At 63.7% G+C, this 17,682-nt stretch carries 15 protein-coding genes; 2 read left to right on the top strand and 13 right to left on the bottom strand.

From position 1 onward, the window contains the following. Window positions 1-9 precede the first annotated feature (9 nt). The 3 genes from H585_RS0108015 to H585_RS21095 are packed head-to-tail and all read right to left on the bottom strand — an operon-like array spanning window position 10 to window position 3,648. On the bottom strand, window positions 10-432 hold the full coding sequence (locus H585_RS0108015; RefSeq protein WP_034627462.1) for a hydrogenase iron-sulfur subunit: 423 nt from the start codon (window positions 430-432) through the stop codon (window positions 10-12). A gap of 10 nt (window positions 433-442) precedes the next feature. Continuing rightward, complete coding sequence (locus tag H585_RS21100) at window positions 443-2,518, bottom strand: CoB--CoM heterodisulfide reductase iron-sulfur subunit A family protein (RefSeq protein WP_034627460.1); 2,076 nt, start codon at window positions 2,516-2,518, stop codon at window positions 443-445. Between the two features lie 17 nt (window positions 2,519-2,535). Continuing rightward, window positions 2,536-3,648, bottom strand: coding sequence for a Coenzyme F420 hydrogenase/dehydrogenase, beta subunit C-terminal domain (locus H585_RS21095; RefSeq protein WP_051183031.1), 1,113 nt, complete (start codon window positions 3,646-3,648; stop codon window positions 2,536-2,538). 360 nt (window positions 3,649-4,008) lie between these two features. On the opposite strand from H585_RS21095, the gene H585_RS21090 reads away from it, so the two are divergent. Both H585_RS21090 and H585_RS0107995 read left to right on the top strand, forming a co-directional pair. Next, window positions 4,009-5,868, top strand: a complete 1,860-nt coding sequence (locus tag H585_RS21090) for a hybrid sensor histidine kinase/response regulator (RefSeq protein WP_051183029.1) — start codon at window positions 4,009-4,011, stop codon at window positions 5,866-5,868. A 14-nt stretch (window positions 5,869-5,882) separates the two neighbouring features. After that, window positions 5,883-7,358 (top strand): sigma-54-dependent transcriptional regulator, encoded by a 1,476-nt coding sequence (locus H585_RS0107995; protein WP_014259956.1) that lies wholly within the window; start codon window positions 5,883-5,885, stop codon window positions 7,356-7,358. Window positions 7,359-7,623: 265 nt separating this feature from the next. On the opposite strand, the gene trpA is transcribed toward H585_RS0107995, so the two are convergent. The 10 genes from trpA to pheA form a co-directional block, all read right to left on the bottom strand. After that, a complete protein-coding gene (gene trpA / locus H585_RS0107990; protein WP_027367442.1) occupies window positions 7,624-8,391 on the bottom strand; it encodes a tryptophan synthase subunit alpha in 768 nt (255 codons plus the stop codon). A 151-nt stretch (window positions 8,392-8,542) separates the two neighbouring features. Continuing rightward, window positions 8,543-9,724: a tryptophan synthase subunit beta gene (gene trpB, locus H585_RS0107985; protein WP_027367441.1), complete on the bottom strand. Its 1,182-nt coding sequence runs from the start codon at window positions 9,722-9,724 to the stop codon at window positions 8,543-8,545. Between the two features lie 20 nt (window positions 9,725-9,744). Further along, entirely contained in the window at window positions 9,745-10,368 is a 624-nt protein-coding gene (locus H585_RS0107980; protein ID WP_027367440.1) for a phosphoribosylanthranilate isomerase, read from the bottom strand. Beyond that, a complete protein-coding gene (locus H585_RS0107975; protein ID WP_027367439.1) occupies window positions 10,368-11,159 on the bottom strand; it encodes an indole-3-glycerol phosphate synthase TrpC in 792 nt (263 codons plus the stop codon). Before H585_RS0107975 ends, H585_RS0107980 begins: the two co-directional genes overlap by 1 nt. Further along, window positions 11,159-12,169 (bottom strand): anthranilate phosphoribosyltransferase, encoded by a 1,011-nt coding sequence (gene trpD / locus H585_RS0107970; RefSeq protein WP_027367438.1) that lies wholly within the window; start codon window positions 12,167-12,169, stop codon window positions 11,159-11,161. The genes H585_RS0107975 and trpD overlap by 1 nt, the downstream gene beginning before the upstream one ends. A gap of 12 nt (window positions 12,170-12,181) precedes the next feature. After that, entirely contained in the window at window positions 12,182-12,763 is a 582-nt protein-coding gene (locus tag H585_RS0107965; protein ID WP_005985584.1) for an anthranilate synthase component II, read from the bottom strand. After that, entirely contained in the window at window positions 12,747-14,162 is a 1,416-nt protein-coding gene (locus tag H585_RS0107960) for an anthranilate synthase component I family protein (protein ID WP_027367437.1), read from the bottom strand. The genes H585_RS0107965 and H585_RS0107960 overlap by 17 nt, the downstream gene beginning before the upstream one ends. Before the next feature lie 96 nt (window positions 14,163-14,258). Further along, a complete protein-coding gene (locus H585_RS0107955) occupies window positions 14,259-15,035 on the bottom strand; it encodes a prephenate dehydrogenase/arogenate dehydrogenase family protein (RefSeq protein WP_027367436.1) in 777 nt (258 codons plus the stop codon). Window positions 15,036-15,037: 2 nt separating this feature from the next. Further along, window positions 15,038-16,369 carry a 3-phosphoshikimate 1-carboxyvinyltransferase gene (gene aroA, locus H585_RS0107950; RefSeq protein WP_027367435.1) on the bottom strand — a complete coding sequence of 444 codons (1,332 nt, stop codon included), beginning with the start codon at window positions 16,367-16,369 and terminating at the stop codon, window positions 15,038-15,040. Between the two features lie 2 nt (window positions 16,370-16,371). After that, window positions 16,372-17,661, bottom strand: a complete 1,290-nt coding sequence (gene pheA / locus H585_RS0107945) for a prephenate dehydratase (RefSeq protein ID WP_027367434.1) — start codon at window positions 17,659-17,661, stop codon at window positions 16,372-16,374. Window positions 17,662-17,682: the final 21 nt, after the last annotated feature.

Here is a 17,682-nt window from a genome sequence, read left to right as displayed (position 1 = left end):
TCCTCCTCCTTACAGGGCTTCGATCGCCGTTGTTTCCGAAGGGCCGAGCGCCTTGATCTCCTCCACGAGGTGATTCACCGTTTCCGCGAATTCGTTTCCCTCGCTGGCCCCGACCCAGGTGAGCTTGAGCCGGCGCGGATCGAAACCGAAAGTGGTCAGTATCTCGGAAAGCAGCTTGACCCTGCGCCTCGCCTTGTAGTTGCCGTTGATGTAGTGGCAGTCGCCGGGATGGCAGCCGCTGATCAAGACTGCATCAGCACCACTAAGCAAGGCTTTGATGACGTATTTCGGATCGACCATGCCGGTGCACATCATGCGTACGAGGCGAACCCTCGGCGACTGGATCATGCGCGCCGTTCCGGCCAGATCGGCCGCCGTGTAGGTGCACCAGTTGCAGACAAAGGCGATGATGGTAGGCTCGAATTCAGACATATTCAGCTCCTCATGACGTTTGCACTGGAGCATCCACGGCGGCCGCCATAGGGATGACCCGGAGCTTTGCAGATTCCAGCTCGCTCCCGGAGCGTTCTTTCGCGGCGGCAGGCCGCGGTTGCGGAGCGAGAATCCCCTCAAGCTCGTTGAAGATCTGCCTCTCGGTGAAGTGCCGGATTTGCGCGGCTCCGCTCGGACAGTGGCCCGCACAGCTGCCGCACCCCTTGCACATGGCCTCGTTCACGACGGACACCCGTCGGCGCTCATCAAATTCGATGGCTGAATAGGCGCAAAGGTCTATGCACACCTTGCAGCCGATGCAGATGTCCGGGTTGATGTTCGAAACCGTGGGCGAAATGGCGACTTCACCGCGGGTGGTCAAAGCCAGGGCCTGCGCAGCAGCCCCCGAGGCATGGGACACGGCATCAGGGATGTCCTTGGGCCCCTGGCAGGTTCCGGCCAGGAAGATGCCGTCCGTGGTAGTGGAGACCGGCCCGAGCTTGGGATGCTCCTCCAGGAAGAACCTGTCGGCCCCCTGAGCGATCCCGAAGATGCGGGCCACCTCGGCGGCATCATGTCGCGAAGTCATGGCCGTGCAGAGCACAACCATGTCCACTGGCACGCGGACGGTTCTGCCCAGCAGGGTGTCCTCGCTCACCACGACGAGCTTGCCCTTTTCTTCCGGAGAAAGCGCCACATCCGTCACTTCGGCCGGCCGGCCGCGGATAAAGTGCACTCCCTCCTCCTGCACGCGGCGGTAGAACTCCTCGTAGCCCTTACCGAAGCAGCGCATGTCTATGTAGAAGTTGTAGGCCTGCACATGGTGCCCGAGCTTGTCCTTCAGTAGATGGTCGTACTTGAGGGCATACATGCAGCAGACCCGCGAGCAGTAGGCGTAATGGTTCACATCCCGGCTGCCCACGCAGTGGATAATGGCCACGCTTTCGGGAGGGCGGCCGTCCTTCATCTGGATCTTGCCGCCGGTAGGTCCGACGGCGTTGTTGAGGCGCTCGAACTGGAGGCCCGTGAGCACGTTGTCGAACAGTCCGTAGCCATACTGGCCCAACGGCGCGGGATCGAAGGTGTCGAAGCCGGTGGCCAGGATGATGGTGCCGATATCCACGCCGAGCATCTGTTCGGTCTGCGTGAAATCTATGGCCTCGGATGGGCAGTTCTTCGCGCAGACCTGGCACTTCTTGCCGTTGAGATACCGGCAATGTTCGGCATCGATGACGGGCTTGTTGGGGACGCTCTGAGGCGAATTGCGGTAGATGGCCTTGCGCAGGCCGAGCCCTTCCTCGAATTCGCTGGGAACCTTGGTGGGGCACTTCTCCATGCACAGCCCGCAGCCGGTGCAGGCGTCCATGTTTACATAGCGCGGCTTGCGCCGGATGGTGGCCTGGTAGTTGCCCACGAATCCCTTGACCGCGGCCACCTCGCTGTAGGTCATGAGGTTGATGTTGGGTTCCTGGGCCACGGCGACCATCTTTGGGGTGGAGATGCACGCCGCGCAGTCCAGGGTCGGGAAGGTCTTGTCGAACTGGGCCATATGCCCGCCTATGGAGGGCGCGCGTTCGACGAGATGGACCCGATGGCCGGACTTGGCGATATCCAGGGCGGCCTGGATGCCGGCGATCCCCGCGCCGACCACGAGCACGTCCGGATGGACCTTCTCCACTCTGGAGTAGAGCTCCGTGTGCTCGTTGACCCGGTGCACAGCCGCGGCAACCAGGTGCTTGGCCTTGGCCGTGGCCTCCTCGCTGTCGGTGGTGATCCACGAGCAGTGCTCCCGGATGCAGGTCATCTGGAACAGGAACGGGTTGAGTCCGGCGCGCAGGCAGGCGTTCTGGAAGGTCCTCTCGTGCAAGCGCGGCGAGCAGGACGCGACGACCACCCGGTTGAGCCCCAGTTCATGAATGTCTCGGATGATCATCTGTTGGCCCGGGTCCGAGCACATGAACTTATAGTCCCTCGCAACCACGACATTATGCAGTCCGGCGGCGAAGCGGGCCACTCCCGGTGAATCCACGCGCGGGTGAATGTTGGTGCCGCAGTGGCAGACATAAACTCCGATACGGTTGGCCATGGCATGCTCCCCTTGGGCTAGACGCCGGAAACGGCAACCTGTTCCTGGCGCATCCCTGCAGCTCGCTCACGCTTGCGCCTGGAGATCCCTTCTATGGCCCTTTGGGCCTCTTGCCTTTGCCGAAGGGACTGGCTTGGCTCCTCAAGAACGGTACCGCAGGCACTCTGGAAGGCCTTTTGTCCGCGTTCCGTCCTGACCACCACGGTGGTCCAGCCATTCGGAGCACCCAGACCGCCAAAGGAGATGTCGGCAAGCTCCGCGGAGTAGTCGGTGCATGCGCTACATCCCTTCATACTGAGCTTCTTGCGCAGCCTCTCGGGGGGGGTGACGACCCTGCCGTCGTCCAGGTGGATCTTGAGTTCTTCGGCGCAGGTGAAACGCAGGATATTTTCCCAGTTGAACTTCCCGGCCTGCTCAAGGCGGAGCTGTTCGGTAATGCCCAACTGGTAGGCTTCGTCACAGAAAAGGCCCACGTACAGGGCCACGGCATCCGAAGGGATGATGCCCAGGGTTTCCATGTTGCGCAGGGCGAGGATCTGGTCGGGCAGCCCGACGAAAGCGACCTTGTGCAACCAGCCCTGAGCCAGGCTGCCTGCGCATTCCCTCACTGAAAGAGTCTGGTACAACTCGCCCAGCAGGGCTGGCCCATTGGAAACGGCGGGATAATGCCCTGCGGACAGCAGAAGGTCCTTGGCGCTCCTGGCCAACACGGGCTTGCGGTGGATCCCTTCCCGGCGGTTCACGATCGCGCCGTAAATCTGCTTCGTATCCAGGAGGTGCAGGAGCAGGGCGGTAACGGCTCCGCCATGCGAGGCCATGCAGGTGACTTCAGGGGCTTTGGCCCGGGCAAAAGTCAGATTGCGGACCGCGCCCATGGGAGCCTGGGAGTTGAGCCGCGCCCTGGTATCTGCCTCCATCAGGCCGGTTTCGGGACAGATCAGGTGGCATATGCCGCACTCGATGCACAGCGCCGGATTCCTGAACCGCGGTTCCCCTTCGGGACCGGTTTCCAGGGCGCCGTAGCCCATGGCCGAGCAAAAGGACACGCACCCTGAACAATTCGAGCAGAGGCCCGGTTCAATCACCTCTGCCATGAGGTCGTGAAAGGACTTGGTGGAATTAGTTCTCATTTGTCCCTCCTTCGGGCCGGAACTCAGGTTCACCTGGGTTGCCCAAATCAACTTCCATGCCGCCAGAATGGTATATTAAAAACTTTATATATTAATATATTAGAGGAGAGTCGCGCGAGGTGCCGATCAGGGTGCAGACGGGATCATCTTGCGGCACAAGATATGGTCTTGTCCGGCAAGACGAAAAACGAGGAAGAGCCGAGCAAGTCGGCGATCGCGGGCAATATGCCGCTATAAGGGCTTGCTGGGATAGGCCATAATCTGTCTCGCGATATGAGACGAAATATCGACATCGCCCTTGTACGATTTTGTCAAGAGCGATAGTCTTCAGATGGACACATCTCCACACGGGAGGCGGCAGTGGATTCACTGCATATGGCCCTGCTCGCCGCCACCACCGATCAGATCGCGGTGTTGGACACGAGTGGGGTGGTTCTCATGGCGAATACAGCCATGTGCGAGCGCCTCGGCATCGCCGAAGGCGATCTCATTGGGCGCGCCCTTTTCAACCTATTCCCCAAGGAAACAGCCGCCAAACGCAAACGTCGGTTCAGGCAGGCCTTGTCCATGCGCCAACCGGTCATCTTTGAAGACGTCTTGTCACGCAGCAATAATTTCGTTGTCCGCGTCGTCCCGATTCTAAGACAGGGGGGGCAGCCCGAATGCGCAGTCATCAGCGTGCGGAACACGACCGCCTCATTCAAGGCCGAACAAGAGCGCGTACGCTTGGTCCAGGCCATCGAGCAGGCAGTGGAAGCCTTCATCCTGCTAAGCAACGATCTGAACATCGAATATGTGAACCAAGCCTTTGAAGAGATGACCGGATTTGCTCAGCAGGAAATCAAGGGCAAGAACATCGAAACGCTCTATACGAGCGGTGACCAGAAGCGCGTACTCGAGAATACCATCAACAGTCTCGAGTATAGCGAGACCTGGATGGGGCGGACCACCAATACCCGCAAGAACGGCGTGGTCTTCAAATGCGAACAGACGTTCGCCCGCATACGAGGCAAGCGTTACAGGCCGCTGGGATACGTAAGCGTATGGCGCGACATCACCGAGATGGAGCAACTCGAGAGGCAATTGCGGCAGGCCCAGAAGATGGAGGCCCTGGGCATGCTCGCGGGCGGCATAGCCCATGACTTCAACAACATCCTGGGTCCCATCATTCTGCATGCCGAGTTGAACATGCAGGGATTGCCACAGGATTCTCCCATCTTCCAGGGCCTGGAAGAAATCCTCGGCGCGGCCCAGCGTGCGAGAGGCCTTATCGACCACATCCTGGGACTTAGCCGTAAGCGCGAGAAAGACCAACCACTCTGTTTTCAGCTCAGCAGCCTGGTGAAAGAGTGCCTGAAGCTCCTCAGGCCCTCTCTTCCCTCGGACATCCGCATCGTCTTCGAGAATCGAAGCCGCTGGGATCTCATCCTGGCAGACCCCACGCAGGTTCATCAGGTCATAATGAACCTGGCTACAAATGCTGCCCAAGCCATGCAAGACAGGAGCGGCGAATTAAGCATCACCCTTTCTGAAGCTAAAGTGCTGGAGAATCAGATTGGAAGCCAGGGCCTGCCTAAGGGACGGTATATCCAATTGGAGATGCGTGATACGGGACCTGGAATAGCGCCCGAAAACCTTGAACGCATATTCGACCCGTTCTTCACGACAAAAAAGGAGGATACCGGCACCGGCCTTGGACTGGCGGTAGTGCGTACGATCATGAATTCCATTGGAGGCAATGTGAGGGTGGAGAGCACGCCGGGAAATGGAGCAACTTTCCGACTTCTCTTCCTCTCATGTGTTCCGGAGAAGACTGCCAGACGCGTCCCGCTGGACAGGGAAGAGCATATGCTGCTCGTGGATGATGATCCCGTCGTTGTCCAGGGAAGCCGAGGGGCCCTGGAACAACTGGGCTTCACCGTGACCGCCTGTCGCAGCGCCTTCGAGGCCTTGGCCTACTTCCGTAAGGCGCCGGAGCAGTTCGACGTATGCATCTGCGAGGCGTCGATGTCCGAAATGGGCGGGGTCGAGCTGGCCCGTGAACTGCTCCTCAATAGACCCGATCTGCCCATTGTGCTCAGCTTCGCTTCCCATGCGGGCTTGCCCATGGAATCGATGGCCCACCTGGGAATCAGCGCTTGCATCCGCACGCCCTTTCGCATGGACGACTTACGTAAAACTCTGACCAAGGTGCTCGGCAGCATGCCAGCCACGATATGAGGTGAGCAGCAGCCATGGCAAAGATTCTCATCATCGATGACGACGTGCAGCTCTGCAAGGCGTTGTCCCTCGTGGTCAAGCGCATGGGGAATGAGGCGGACTGCGCCTTTACCCTGCGTCAGGGCCTTAGGCTCCTTAAGGGAAACAGCTTCGAGGTAGTGATCCTCGACATAAGTCTCCCTGACGGCAACGGCCTTGAATTCCTCCCTCAGATCAAGGACAGCGCGGGCAGCCCCGAAGTCATCATTCTTTCGGGGTCGGGCGATCCCGAGGGTGCCGAGCTGGCCATCAGAAACGGCGCGTGGAGCTATATCTCCAAGCCGCCTACGCTGACCAAAATCCAACTGCCGGTGCAACGGGCCCTTGATTATCATGAAAAAAAGAGGAACTGCGGGCAGCCCGTGGTCCTCAAGCGTGCCGGACTAGTCGGTGAGAGCCGGTTGTTTTTGAAAAGTCTGGAACTGGTGGCTCAGGCCGCGGCAACCGAGGCCAATGTGCTTATTACCGGCAAAACAGGCACAGGCAAGGAGCTCTTTGCCCGGGCAATACATGAGAACAGCCGAAGGGTGCATGGTCCATTCGTCATCGTGGACTGTGCCGCCCTGCCGGAGAACCTCGTCGAAAGCGTGCTCCTAGGTCACGAGAAGGGGGCTTTCACCGGGGCTGACCGGCGCTCGGAAGGTCTTGTCAGGCAAGCGCATGGAGGGACGCTCTTCCTTGATGAAGTGGGCGAGTTGCCGCTTGCAATGCAGAAGGCCTTTCTGCGGGTGCTGCAGACCCGCCGTTTTCGTCCGATCGGGGGACTTACCGAGGTGGAGAGCAATTTCAGGCTGGTTGCCGCGACAAACAGGAATCTCGATGAGCTCGTCACGGTGTGGAAGTTTCGTCAGGATCTTTTGTTCCGCCTGCGCACGCTGTGCATCGAGTTGCCTACCCTGCGAGACCGCCAGGACGATATTCCCAGGCTCGCCCACTACTTCAACGAAAGTGCCTGTCGGGCGCTCGGCATCAAGCCGAAGATGATTTCCGCTGAATTCCTGGAGGCACTGTGTGAATTTGACTGGCCGGGAAATGTTCGCGAACTCGCCAACGCCATCGAGAGTGCGATTACGTCGGCGGGCGGCGAGCCCATGCTGGCGCCTCGCCATTTGCCCCTCAACATTCGGGTGCGGCTGGCCCGCGCCCCGCTCGAAGAGCATCGACAAAAGGCCGTGTGCATGAGGAACACCGCCGTAATCCTAGACCCCGAGAACATTCCGCAACTCAAGGACTTCCGCAAGACGGCCCTTGAGGATCTAGAGTGCTGCTATCTCGAACAGCTCATGGCCATCGCTCACGGAGACATCAGAACAGCCTGTGCCCAATCAGGCCTTTCCCGCGCACGCCTTTATGCCCTGCTCAAGCATCATGCAATCGAGCGGACGGTGAAACGCGCCATGAGCGATCAGACTGCTGACCTAAACCGGGAGGTCCTTGACAGTAGAGTCTGAAGACACACGAAAGAAACCATCCGGTCGCCATGTCCTTTTGTGCAGATGCCGACGCGGTTTGCCAGGCGAATCTTAAGCAGAAGACAGGCTGGCGAACCCAACCTGTTTTTTATAGCATTTTGCAGTTCAATTGTGGTCCAAGGGAACACATCCCGCCAAGAGGTGCGATCCCTTGGGGCCCTTTTTATAAACAAACAGCCGCCGGCGGAAGCCGGCGGCTGTTTGTTTATAAGCAGTGGCAAAAGGGCCGATGGTTACTTGGGCGCTACTTCCAGCGGGCCATGAAGCCGGCCGAGTCGCCGCCCTGGTCCAGATGCTTGATGAGCGAGCTGCCGAAGACCACGGCGTCGATCGTGTCGCCGAAGGTGGTCAGCTGCTCGGGCCTGGAGATGCCGAAGCCTAGGGCCAGGGGCACGTCGAATACGCGCTTAGCCACGGCCAGCCGACCGGCGATTTCCTCGGGCAGGCTCGTGCGTTCGCCCGTGGTGCCCAGCACGGACACGAAATAGACGTAGCCCCGCGCATTGTCGGCGTAGAGCTTCATGCGCTCCTCGCTCGTGTTCAGGCCCACGAGCGGAATGAGGTCCAGGCCGCGGGCCGCCAGCGCCTTGGTCATGTCCTCTGACTCTTCCATGGGCAGGTCGGGCACGATGAAGCCGGTCACTCCGGCCTCGGCTGCGTCGGCCGCGAGCCTGTCCAGGCCGTATTTATAGAACGGGTTGTAGTAGCCCATGAGCACGATCCCGGCCTTGAAGCCGCCCTTGCGTTTCTTCAGCTCGGCCAGAATCCAATCCAGCGTGACGCCGGCTTCGAGGCACTGCAGGGAGGCCCGTTCCACCACCGGGCCGTCGGCCACTGGGTCTGAGAAAGGCACGCCGATCTCGATGATGTCTGCTCCGCTTTTGTCCAGGGCCGAAAGCTCCTTCCAGAAACGCTCCTTATCCGGGTAGCCCGCCGGCAGGTAGGGAATGAGCGCCTTGCGGCCGGCCTCGTTGGCCTCGCGTATCTTCTGCTCCAGCCTGGATTTCGTCAGTGTGGTCATATGCACGCTCGCTTTTTTTCGCTGGTTGACTGCCTGTCTCCTCGCATCCCCCGGCGCGGCTGTGGCCCGAGTCTTCGAGGGACGCGGCCGCGCCGGAAACGCGGGGTCCAGGGGGATCATCCCCCTGGACCCCGGAGGCCTCTTAAATTCCAAGCACTTCCTCGATGATGTCCAGGTCCTTGTCGCCGCGGCCGGACAGGTTGATGATGACGTGCTCGCCGCGCGGAATGGACTCGGCGTTGTCCAGAACCCAGGCCAGGGCGTGGGAGGATTCCAGGGCCGGGATGATGCCTTCGGTGCGGCAGAGCACCTGGAAGGCGTTCAGGGCCTGGGTGTCGTTGACGCAGTAGTATTCGGCCCGGCCGGCGGCCTGCAGCCCGGCGTGCTCCGGCCCGACGCCCGGATAATCCAGGCCGGCGGCCACGGAGTGCGAAGGCTCGACCTGGCCGTGCTTGTCCTGCAGGAGCTTGGTGAGCGCGCCGTGCAGCACGCCGTGCTCGCCCTTGGTCAGGGTGGCCGAGTGATAGCAGCCGAGCTCGCCCGTGCCTGCGGCCTCCACGCCCACCAGGCGCACTTCCCCGTGCGGCACGAATTCGTGAAAGGCCCCGATGGCGTTGGAGCCGCCGCCCACGCAGGCCACGATCATGTAAGGCAGCTTGCCGCCCATCTTTTCCATGAACTGGCGCTTGGCTTCGCGGCCGATGACGGCTTGCAAGTCGCGCACGAGCAGCGGGAAGGGATGCGCGCCCGTGACCGAGCCCAGGCAGTAGTGCGTGGTGCGCTGCTCGGCGATCCAGTCGCGCAGGGCGGCGTTGATGGCATCCTTAAGGGTTTTGGTGCCGGACTCCACGGGCCGCACTTCCGCGCCCAGGAGCTTCATGCGCCGCACGTTGTGGGATTGGCGCTTCACGTCGATGGAGCCCATGTAGACCACGCACTCCAGGCCGAGCATGGCCGCTGCCGTGGCGGTGGCCACGCCGTGCTGGCCCGCGCCGGTCTCGGCGATGAGGCGCGGCTTGCCCATGTGCTTGGCCAGCAGGGCCTGGCCCATGGTGTTGTTGACCTTGTGCGCGCCGGTGTGGGCCAGGTCCTCGCGCTTGAGCCAGATGTTGCGGCCGAGCATCTCGGACAGGCCCTGGCAGTGGTAGAGCGGCGTGGGACGGCCCACGAAGTCGGCCATGATGCGGCCAAGCTCCTGCTGGAAGATCGGGGAGGGCATGATGCGGCCCATGGCCTCCTCAAGTTCGATGAGCGGCGGCATGAGCAGCTCGGGCACGAAGCGGCCGCCGAAATCGCCGAAATAACCCTTCTTGAGCATCTGCATGTGTCACGTCCTTTATAGGTTCATCGCCGGCAGGCGGCGATGGCGGTTCGTACTTTCTCGATGTCCTTGAGCCCGGGCGCGGATTCCACGCCGGAGTTGAGGTCCACTCCGGCCAGGTTCGCCTTCGCACAGTCCTCGACGGCCGCGCGCACGTTTTTCGGTCCCAGGCCGCCGGCCAGCAGCCAGGGGCGAGGACTGTCCAGCTTAGCCAGGGCCGCGAAGTCCAGGCTCCTGCCGTGGCCGCCGCCGGATGTCCCCGCGTCCAGCAGAAACAGAGCGCAGTCCGCGAAACGGGCCATGTCCTCGGCCAGCTCGTCCAGGCTAGCGTAGCGCTTGGGCCAGAAGACCTTGATGACCCGCTCAAAGCCCACGGCGCGGCAGAATTCCTGGTCCTGGCCGCCGTGGAGCTGAACGTAGTCGAGTCTTGCTTCGTCCAGGGTGTGGCGGACTTCCACCACACTCTCCTTGACGAAGACGCCGACCTTGCGCGCCTGGCCGAGAGCCTCCGGCTCAAGGGAGGCCGGAAAGTCCGGGGTGACGAAACGCGGGCTGGCCGGGTGGAAGATGAAGCCCAGCAGATCGGCTCCGGCCTCTGCGCAAAGGCGCACGTCCTCGGGCCTGGTCATGCCGCAGACCTTGATCATCACAGCGTGAGCCCTCCGTCGCGCACCCTGCCGGTCAGCTCGGCCAGCTTGCGGCCGGGGTCCTTGTGCTCCATGAGCGCCGTGCCCACGAGCAGGGCGTCGTAGCCCACGCTCTCCAGGGCCGCGGCGTCGCCCTCGTCCTTGATGCCCGAGGCCGCGATCCACAGTTCGCCCGGGCGCTTGTCCTTGATGAGCCGGAAGGCGTTCTGCGCATCGACTTCCAGGGTGTCCAGGTCGCGCGTGTTGACCTGGATGATCCAGGCCCCGGCGTCTCGGGCGTGGGACAGATCGCGCTCGTCGAAGATTTCCACCACGGGGTCGAGCCCCAGGTCGCGGGCCTTGACGATCATGGCCGACAGGTCGTTGATGTTCGGGATCATGCGCGCGATGAGCAGCGCGGCCGAAGCGGGCGTGGCCGCCGTGGCCAAGAGCTGCAGCGGGTCGAACAGGAAGTCCTTGCGCAGGATGGGCAACCCCGTCCCGGCCATGAGCGCGATGAAGTCCAGGCTGCCCTTGAAGAAGGTCTTCTCGGTCAGGCAGGAGATGGCCGCCGCGCCGTTCGAGGCGTAGAGCAGGGCGACTTCCTCGGGCGACATGCGCAGGTTGATCTCGCCGCGCGAGGGCGAGGCGCGCTTGTATTCGGCGATGACGGCGCGCGGAGCCTTGGCCCGAACGGCCTCGCTGAAGGACGGCCGTTTGCCCTTGAAGGGCCTGGGCAGGGTGCCGGCCTGCTCGTGCCGGCGCAGCCTCTCGATTTCGTCCAGCTTGGCTTGGCGGAATTTTTCCAGCATCAGGCGACTCCCATGGTTGCGAGGTGCCCGGCCGCGCGTCCCGAGCGCACGGCCTCCAGGGCCTTGGCCGCGGCCGACTGGAGTGGGATGCCCTCCAGCAGATGCAGGGCCATGGCCAGGTTGATGGCCACCATCTTTTGCGCGGACTCGGGCCCGCTGCCGGACAGAATGGCCTTGAGCATATTCAGGGCCTCTTGCGGCCCGGCGACGGTCACGGCCTCGGGCCGGTCGTCGGCCAGGCCCAAACCGGCCGGGTCCACCCGCGCCCGCTCGACCTTGCCGTCGCGCACGTAGGCCACCTCGCTGGGGCCGAAGGGCGTCAGTTCGTCGTAGCCGCCCGCGCCGTGCACCACGGCCGCGCTCTCAACGCCCGTCAGGCGCAGGGCCTCGGCGATGAGCATGAGCAAACCCTCGTTGGGCACTCCCAGGATCTGATGCGTGGGCCGGGCTGGATTGAGCAGCGGTCCCAGCAGGTTGAACAGGGTGCGGATGCCCAGGGCCTTGCGCAGGGGCATGACGTGCCGGAACGCTGGGTGGAAGCCGGGCGCGAATAGGAACACAAAGCCGGATTTGTCCAGGGCCGCGCCCACGGCCTCGGGGCCGGTGTCCAGGGCCACGCCCATGGCCTCCAGCACGTCGGCCGAGCCGGACTTGCTCGACACGGAGCGGTTGCCGTGCTTGACCACCTTGTGCCCCAGCGAGGCCAGGATGATGGCCACGGCCGTGGAGCAATTGAAGCTGTGCTTGTTGTCGCCGCCCGTGCCGCAGGTGTCGATGCGCGGCCCGGACAGGCCCGGCACGAGGCGGGCGTGGGCCAGGCATGCGCCCACGGCGGCGGCCAACTCCTGGGGCGTCTCGCCTTTCGCGCGCAGGCCCATGAGCATGGCCCCGGCCTGGCCTTCGGACAACTCGCCGGCCATGAGCCGGCCGAATGCTCCCTCGGCCTGCTCGCTGGTCAGGTCCCGGCCCTGGGCCAGGTTCTCCAGCACGATTTTCATGAACTCGGGCATATCAATATCCCCCTAAGCTTCGCTGAGGATTGCCTGCGGGAAGTTGGCCAGCAGTTTAGGCCCTTCCGGCGTCAGGATCGATTCGGGGTGGAATTGCACCCCGACCCAGGGCCGGTCGCGGTAGCGCAGACCCATGACTTCGCCCTGGTCGGTGCGGGCCGTGACTTCGATGTTCTCGTGTGCGGGCGTGGCCATTACCAGCAGCGAGTGGTAGCGGCAGACCTCGAAGGGATTGGGCAGGCCTGTGAACAAGCCCCGGCCGTCATGCTCCACCATGGAGGTTTTGCCGTGCATGATCCTGCCCGCGATCTCCACCGGCGCTCCCGCGAAGTGCCCAAGAATCTGGTGGCCCAGGCACACGCCCAGCACGGGCACGCTCTTGGGCAGCCTGGCCAGGAACTCCAGGCACAAGCCGGCGTTCTCGGGGCGGCTTGGGCCGGGCGATATGCAGACCATGGACAGTTCACCGGACCCGGCCAGATCGAGGATGCGCTCCTCGTCGTTGCGCAGCACCACGGGGTCGCGGCCCTGCTTCTGGAACTCCTGCACCAGGTTGAAGGTGAAGGAGTCGAAATTGTCAATCAGCAAAAACATCCGTGGCCTCCTCTCCGCGCAGGACCTTGGACATGGCCCGCGACTTGTTGCCGACTTCCTCCCATTCCTTCTCCGGTACGGAATCGTACACAATGCCAGCGCCGGCCTGGTAGCAGACCTTGCCGTCCCTGACCCACAGGCTGCGGATGGTGATGCCCGTGTCCAGATCCACCCGGCCGTCGGTCAGGCCGACCCAGCCCACGGCCCCGCCATAAGGGCCGCGCGGCAACTCCTCCAGGTCGGCGATGATCTCCATGGCCCGCACCTTGGGCGCCCCGGACAGGGTCCCGGCCGGGAAGGCCGAGGCCAGCACGTCCATGGCGTCCAGCCCCGGCTTGAGCCTGGCCCCGACGTAGGAGGTCAGGTGCATGACATGGGAGAAACGCTCGACCTGCATGAATTTCTGCACGCTCACGCTGCCCGGCGTGGCGATGCGGCCCAGGTCGTTGCGGCCCAGGTCCACGAGCATGACGTGTTCGGCGCGCTCCTTGGGGTCGGCCAACAGGTCCACGGCATAGGCCGCGTCCTCGGACTCGCTCACTCCGCGCGGCCGGGTGCCGGCGATGGGCCGCGTCTCCAGGCCGCCATCGTCACAGCGCACCAGCAGTTCGGGCGAGGAGCCGGCCAGGATTACGCCGGGCAGCTTCAGGTAGAACATGTATGGCGACGGATTGACCTGGCGCAGCCGGCGGTAGAGCACGAAGGGGTCGCCGCTGAAGTCGGCCTCGAAGCGCGAAGAGAGCACGACCTGGATGCATTCGCCCTGGCGGATGAGCTCCTTGGCCGCCTCCACCGAGCGCATGTAGCCTTCCTTGCCGGACCGCGAAGTGACCTCGCCCACAATGGGCATGGCCGGCTTGCGCAGGATGCGCGCGGTGTTCATCTCCGGCTTTGCCTCGGCATCCAGGCTCAGGTAGCAGCAGCGGTGGTGCAGATGGTCGTAGAGCACCACTTGGCCAGGCAGGGCCAGACAGGCTTCGGCATCCGCCGGCCGCACCGCTGGTGCGAGCTTGGGCTCGAAAAGCCCGGCCAGACCATATCCGAAATAGCCGTACAGCCCGCGCGTGGCCGGCGGCAGATCGGCAAAGCCTTCGGGCGGCGTGATGCGCAGCGCGTTGGCCACGGCCTTGACGCCCTGAACCCAGTCCTGGCCGTCCAGCTTGGTCAGCGCAGCCAGCCGCTTGTCGGGAGCCGATACGGCCAGCTTGCCTCCACGACAGGCGAGTATAAGGCGGAAATCCCATAGAATCAGACTGTAGCGCCCAAGGCGGCCGTCCACCTCGGCGCTTTCGAGAAGAATTCCGGGCGAGTCGCCGACCAGCCCCAGATAGAGGCTGATGGGCGTCTGCACGTCGGCGGGCATCCAGCGGCCCGTCTGCCTCAGCGTGATGGTCTGCATGTGCCTTTCCTTCCTATTATTGAATTTATTAATAAAAAAGGCCGCGTTCCTCGGGGAGGAACGCGGCCTTTGGATACACCAGTCACCACGGAAGCTTTACGCCCCTCCCCGTTGTTTGTCGTCGCGCCACCACCACTGGGCCCTTTCGGCCAATAGGGAGACATCGCCGCCAGCGGCGACGTTCAGGTGGGAGCGGAACAGGCGCACGGCCTCCTGGGCGTAGGGGTTGGCCTCGAACAGGGCCTCGAACAGCCCGGCATCCTCGGTCAGCATCTTGCGCGCCGACTCCAGCCGCCGCCGGAACGACGGCGTGACGAACCGCTCGATGTCGGGTTGGCCCGCGGTGGCCGAGAGGTAGGCTGTGTTGGTCACGAAATTCAGTCCTTGGATGAAGGCCATGGCCCGGTCATGTTCGTGGGCTGTCGTGCGAAACGTGCTGAGCTCGATACGCTTCAGCCAATCCTCCACCGCGTCCAGGGCCGCGTCATCCCTGCCGGGCGTGATCGCCACCACTCGCTCGCCTTCGAGCGGCCGTGGTCCGAACAGCGGGTGAGTGCCCACCACCGGGCCATCCCAGGCCGCGAGCATGTGCTCCACGGGCCCGACCTTGACCGAGCACAAGTCGGCCAGGATATTCCGGTGCGAGAGGTGCGGCTTCACCTGAAGCAGCACGTCGGCCAGGGCATGGATGGGCACAGCCAGCAAAACGAGTTCGCTCGACTGAATGGCCATCGCCAGGGCCATATTGTCCATGGGTTTGTCCAGCCCGCGCACGGACAGACCGTGTTCAATGCACAGGTTCATGAACAGTCTGCCCATCTGCCCCTGGGAGCCGATGATGGCCACGTTCTTTATGGCGCGCTCGCCGGTCATGCTCAGGTTCCTTGCTCCACTTTGGCCCATTCGTCAAAGAAGCCCGGAAAGGACTTGGCCACGCAACGCGGATCATCCAGACGCACATCCACTCCACCCAGGCGCAGCAGCGTGAAGCTCATGGCCATGCGGTGATCGGAGTGGGTGGCGAAGTCCACGCTCTTGCCCGTCGGCAGCGCGCGCGGCGCGATGCGCAGGCCGTCCGGCAGTACCTCCACCTGCGAGCCAACGGCGCGGATTGCCCCGGCCACGGCTTCCAGGCGGTCGGATTCCTTGATGCGCAGGTGGGCAACGTTGCGGATGGTCGTCTCGCCTTTGGCGAACAGGGCGACCATGGCCACCGTGGGCACCAGATCCGGGCACTGGCCCATATCGACGTTGATGCCCTGGAGTTCGCCGGGTGAAACGCTGACCGTCCCGGCGGAATCCCATATAACCGAAGCTCCAAAATTTTGCAAAATCCGTAAAATGGCCCGATCGCCCTGCACCGAGTCGGCCCGCAGGCCGGTCATGGCCACGGCGCGGGACACCGCGCCCGCGCCAAGGAAGTAGGAGGCGTTGGACCAGTCGCCTTCCACGGCATAGGAGCGCGGCGCATAGCGCGAGGGCTGCACGATGAAGCGCACCTTGCCCGGCTCGGCCGCGCGCACCTCGCGCCACGGCGTGGGCTGCCAGGCGTCGCCCTGACGCGTCTCGACCGTGAAGGGGATGCCGAAGTCCTCCATGACCTGCAGGCTCAGGGCCACGTAGGGCCAGGACACAACCTTGGCCCCGGAGATGGACAGCTGCATGGGCTTGGCGGCCAGGGGCGCGGCAAGCAACAGGCCCGAGAGGTACTGGCTGGACTCCTCCAGGGACACGGCGGCCGGGCCGCCGCGCAGGCCTTCGGTGCGCATGACGAAGGGCAGGTAGCCGACCTTCTCCAGCCACTGGAAGTCCACGCCCTGGGAGTGCAGCTCCGTGGTCAGTTCGGCCATGGGCCGCTGGTGCATGCGGCCCGCGCCGCGCACCTCGAAGGCCCCCCGTCCGGCGGCGGCGATGGCCGTGAGCAGGCGGCAGGTGGTGCCGGACTCGCCCACGTCCAGCATTGCGGGTTTGCCGCTGTCCGCTGTTGCGCCGCGCGGCCCGTCGGCCATGCCGCGCACACGCACGTCGCCGCCGTCGCGCGAAAAAGTCGCGCCCATGGCCTGCAAGCAGGGCAAGGTCGCGCCGGTGGTGTCATTGCTGACCAGCACGCCGGAAAGCTCAGACTCGCCGGGAGCCAGGGCCGCCGCGATGAGCGCGCGGTGGGATACGGATTTGGAGGCAGGGGCGGAAATGGTCACGGGCTGCATGGCTACTCCCTGTTCAGGTCGAGCTTGGGGCCGGAGGGGTAGCTGCCGAGCAGGCGCAGGGTGTGGCACTTCTCGCGCAGCAGGGCCAGAGCCTTCTTGTGCTCCTCGGCGTACAGGTCGCACTCCAGATCGGCGAAGAACACGTACTTCCACTTCTCGCTCTTGAGCGGCCGGGACTCCAGCTTGCTCATGTTGATGCCCGCCTCGGCCAGGGTGGCCAGCACGGCGGCCAATGCGCCGGGCTTGTCCGGCGTGGTGAACAGGATGGAGGTCTTGTCCGGCTGGCCGTCGGCCAGGCGCGAGGCGGCGATGATGCAGAAGCGCGTCCAGTTGTCCGGTGCGTCCTCGATGCCCGAGGCGAGCACGGACAGGCCGTGCATCTCGGCCAGGCGGCTCTGGCCCACGGCGGCTGCGCCCGGTTTGTCCACCACTGTGCGCGCCGCGGCGGCCGTGCTCTCCAGGGGGATGAGCGCGGCGTTGGGCAGGTTGGCGTGCAGCCATTGAGCGCACTGGGCCAGAGGCTGCGGGTGCGAGTAGACCACGCTCACGTCCTCCATGCGCATGGCTTTGGACAGCAGCGCGTGGCGGATGCGGCAGAACAGCTCGGCCTGGATGAACACGTCGTGGCGGTGGAACAGGTCCAGGCTCTGGCCCACGGAGCCTTCCAGGGAGTTTTCCAGGGGGATGACGCCCAGTTCGGCCTCGCCGCGCGACACGGCGGCGAAGACGGCCTCGAAGTTGGCCTTGGGCAGGTACTCCACGCTGTGGCCAAGATATTCCATGGCGGCCAAGTGCGAGAAGGTGCCCTCGGGGCCGAGGTAGACGATCTTCTGCGGCCGCTGCAGGGACCGCGAAGAGGACATGATCTCGCGGTAGATGGCCCGCAGGTGCTCGTTGGGCAAGGGGCCTGGGTTCATGGCCGTGAGCCGGTCCAGCAGTTTCTTCTCACGCGTCGGCTTGAAGACCGGGTCGCCCGATCCGGCCTTGAGCCGACCCACGCGCTTGCTGATCCTGGCCCGCTTGTTGAGCAGAGACAGGATCTCCTCGTCCACCCAGTCGATCTCGCGGCGCACGGCGGCCAGGAACTTCTGGTCTGCGCTTTGGCCCTGGCCCTGACCTTGGCCCTGGGGCTGCTCGGTCCGAACGGCTGTCTCAACCTGCGCTGGCGCTTGGTCCTGCACGGGCTGGACAGGTTTCTCCGCCTGGTCGCTCGTTGCGGATTTAGCGGGCTTTCCGGCCTTGTCGGCCTTGCCGGGCGTCTCCGGCATATCGGGCATATCGGGCATTTCCATGGCTGGCCTTTCCTTGGGCTT

This window comes from Desulfocurvibacter africanus subsp. africanus DSM 2603, assembly GCF_000422545.1.
Lineage (GTDB): Bacteria > Desulfobacterota > Desulfovibrionia > Desulfovibrionales > Desulfovibrionaceae > Desulfocurvibacter > Desulfocurvibacter africanus.
The sequence above is the reverse complement of the archived record's forward strand: the minus strand, read 5'-3'. Positions and strand labels throughout refer to the sequence as shown.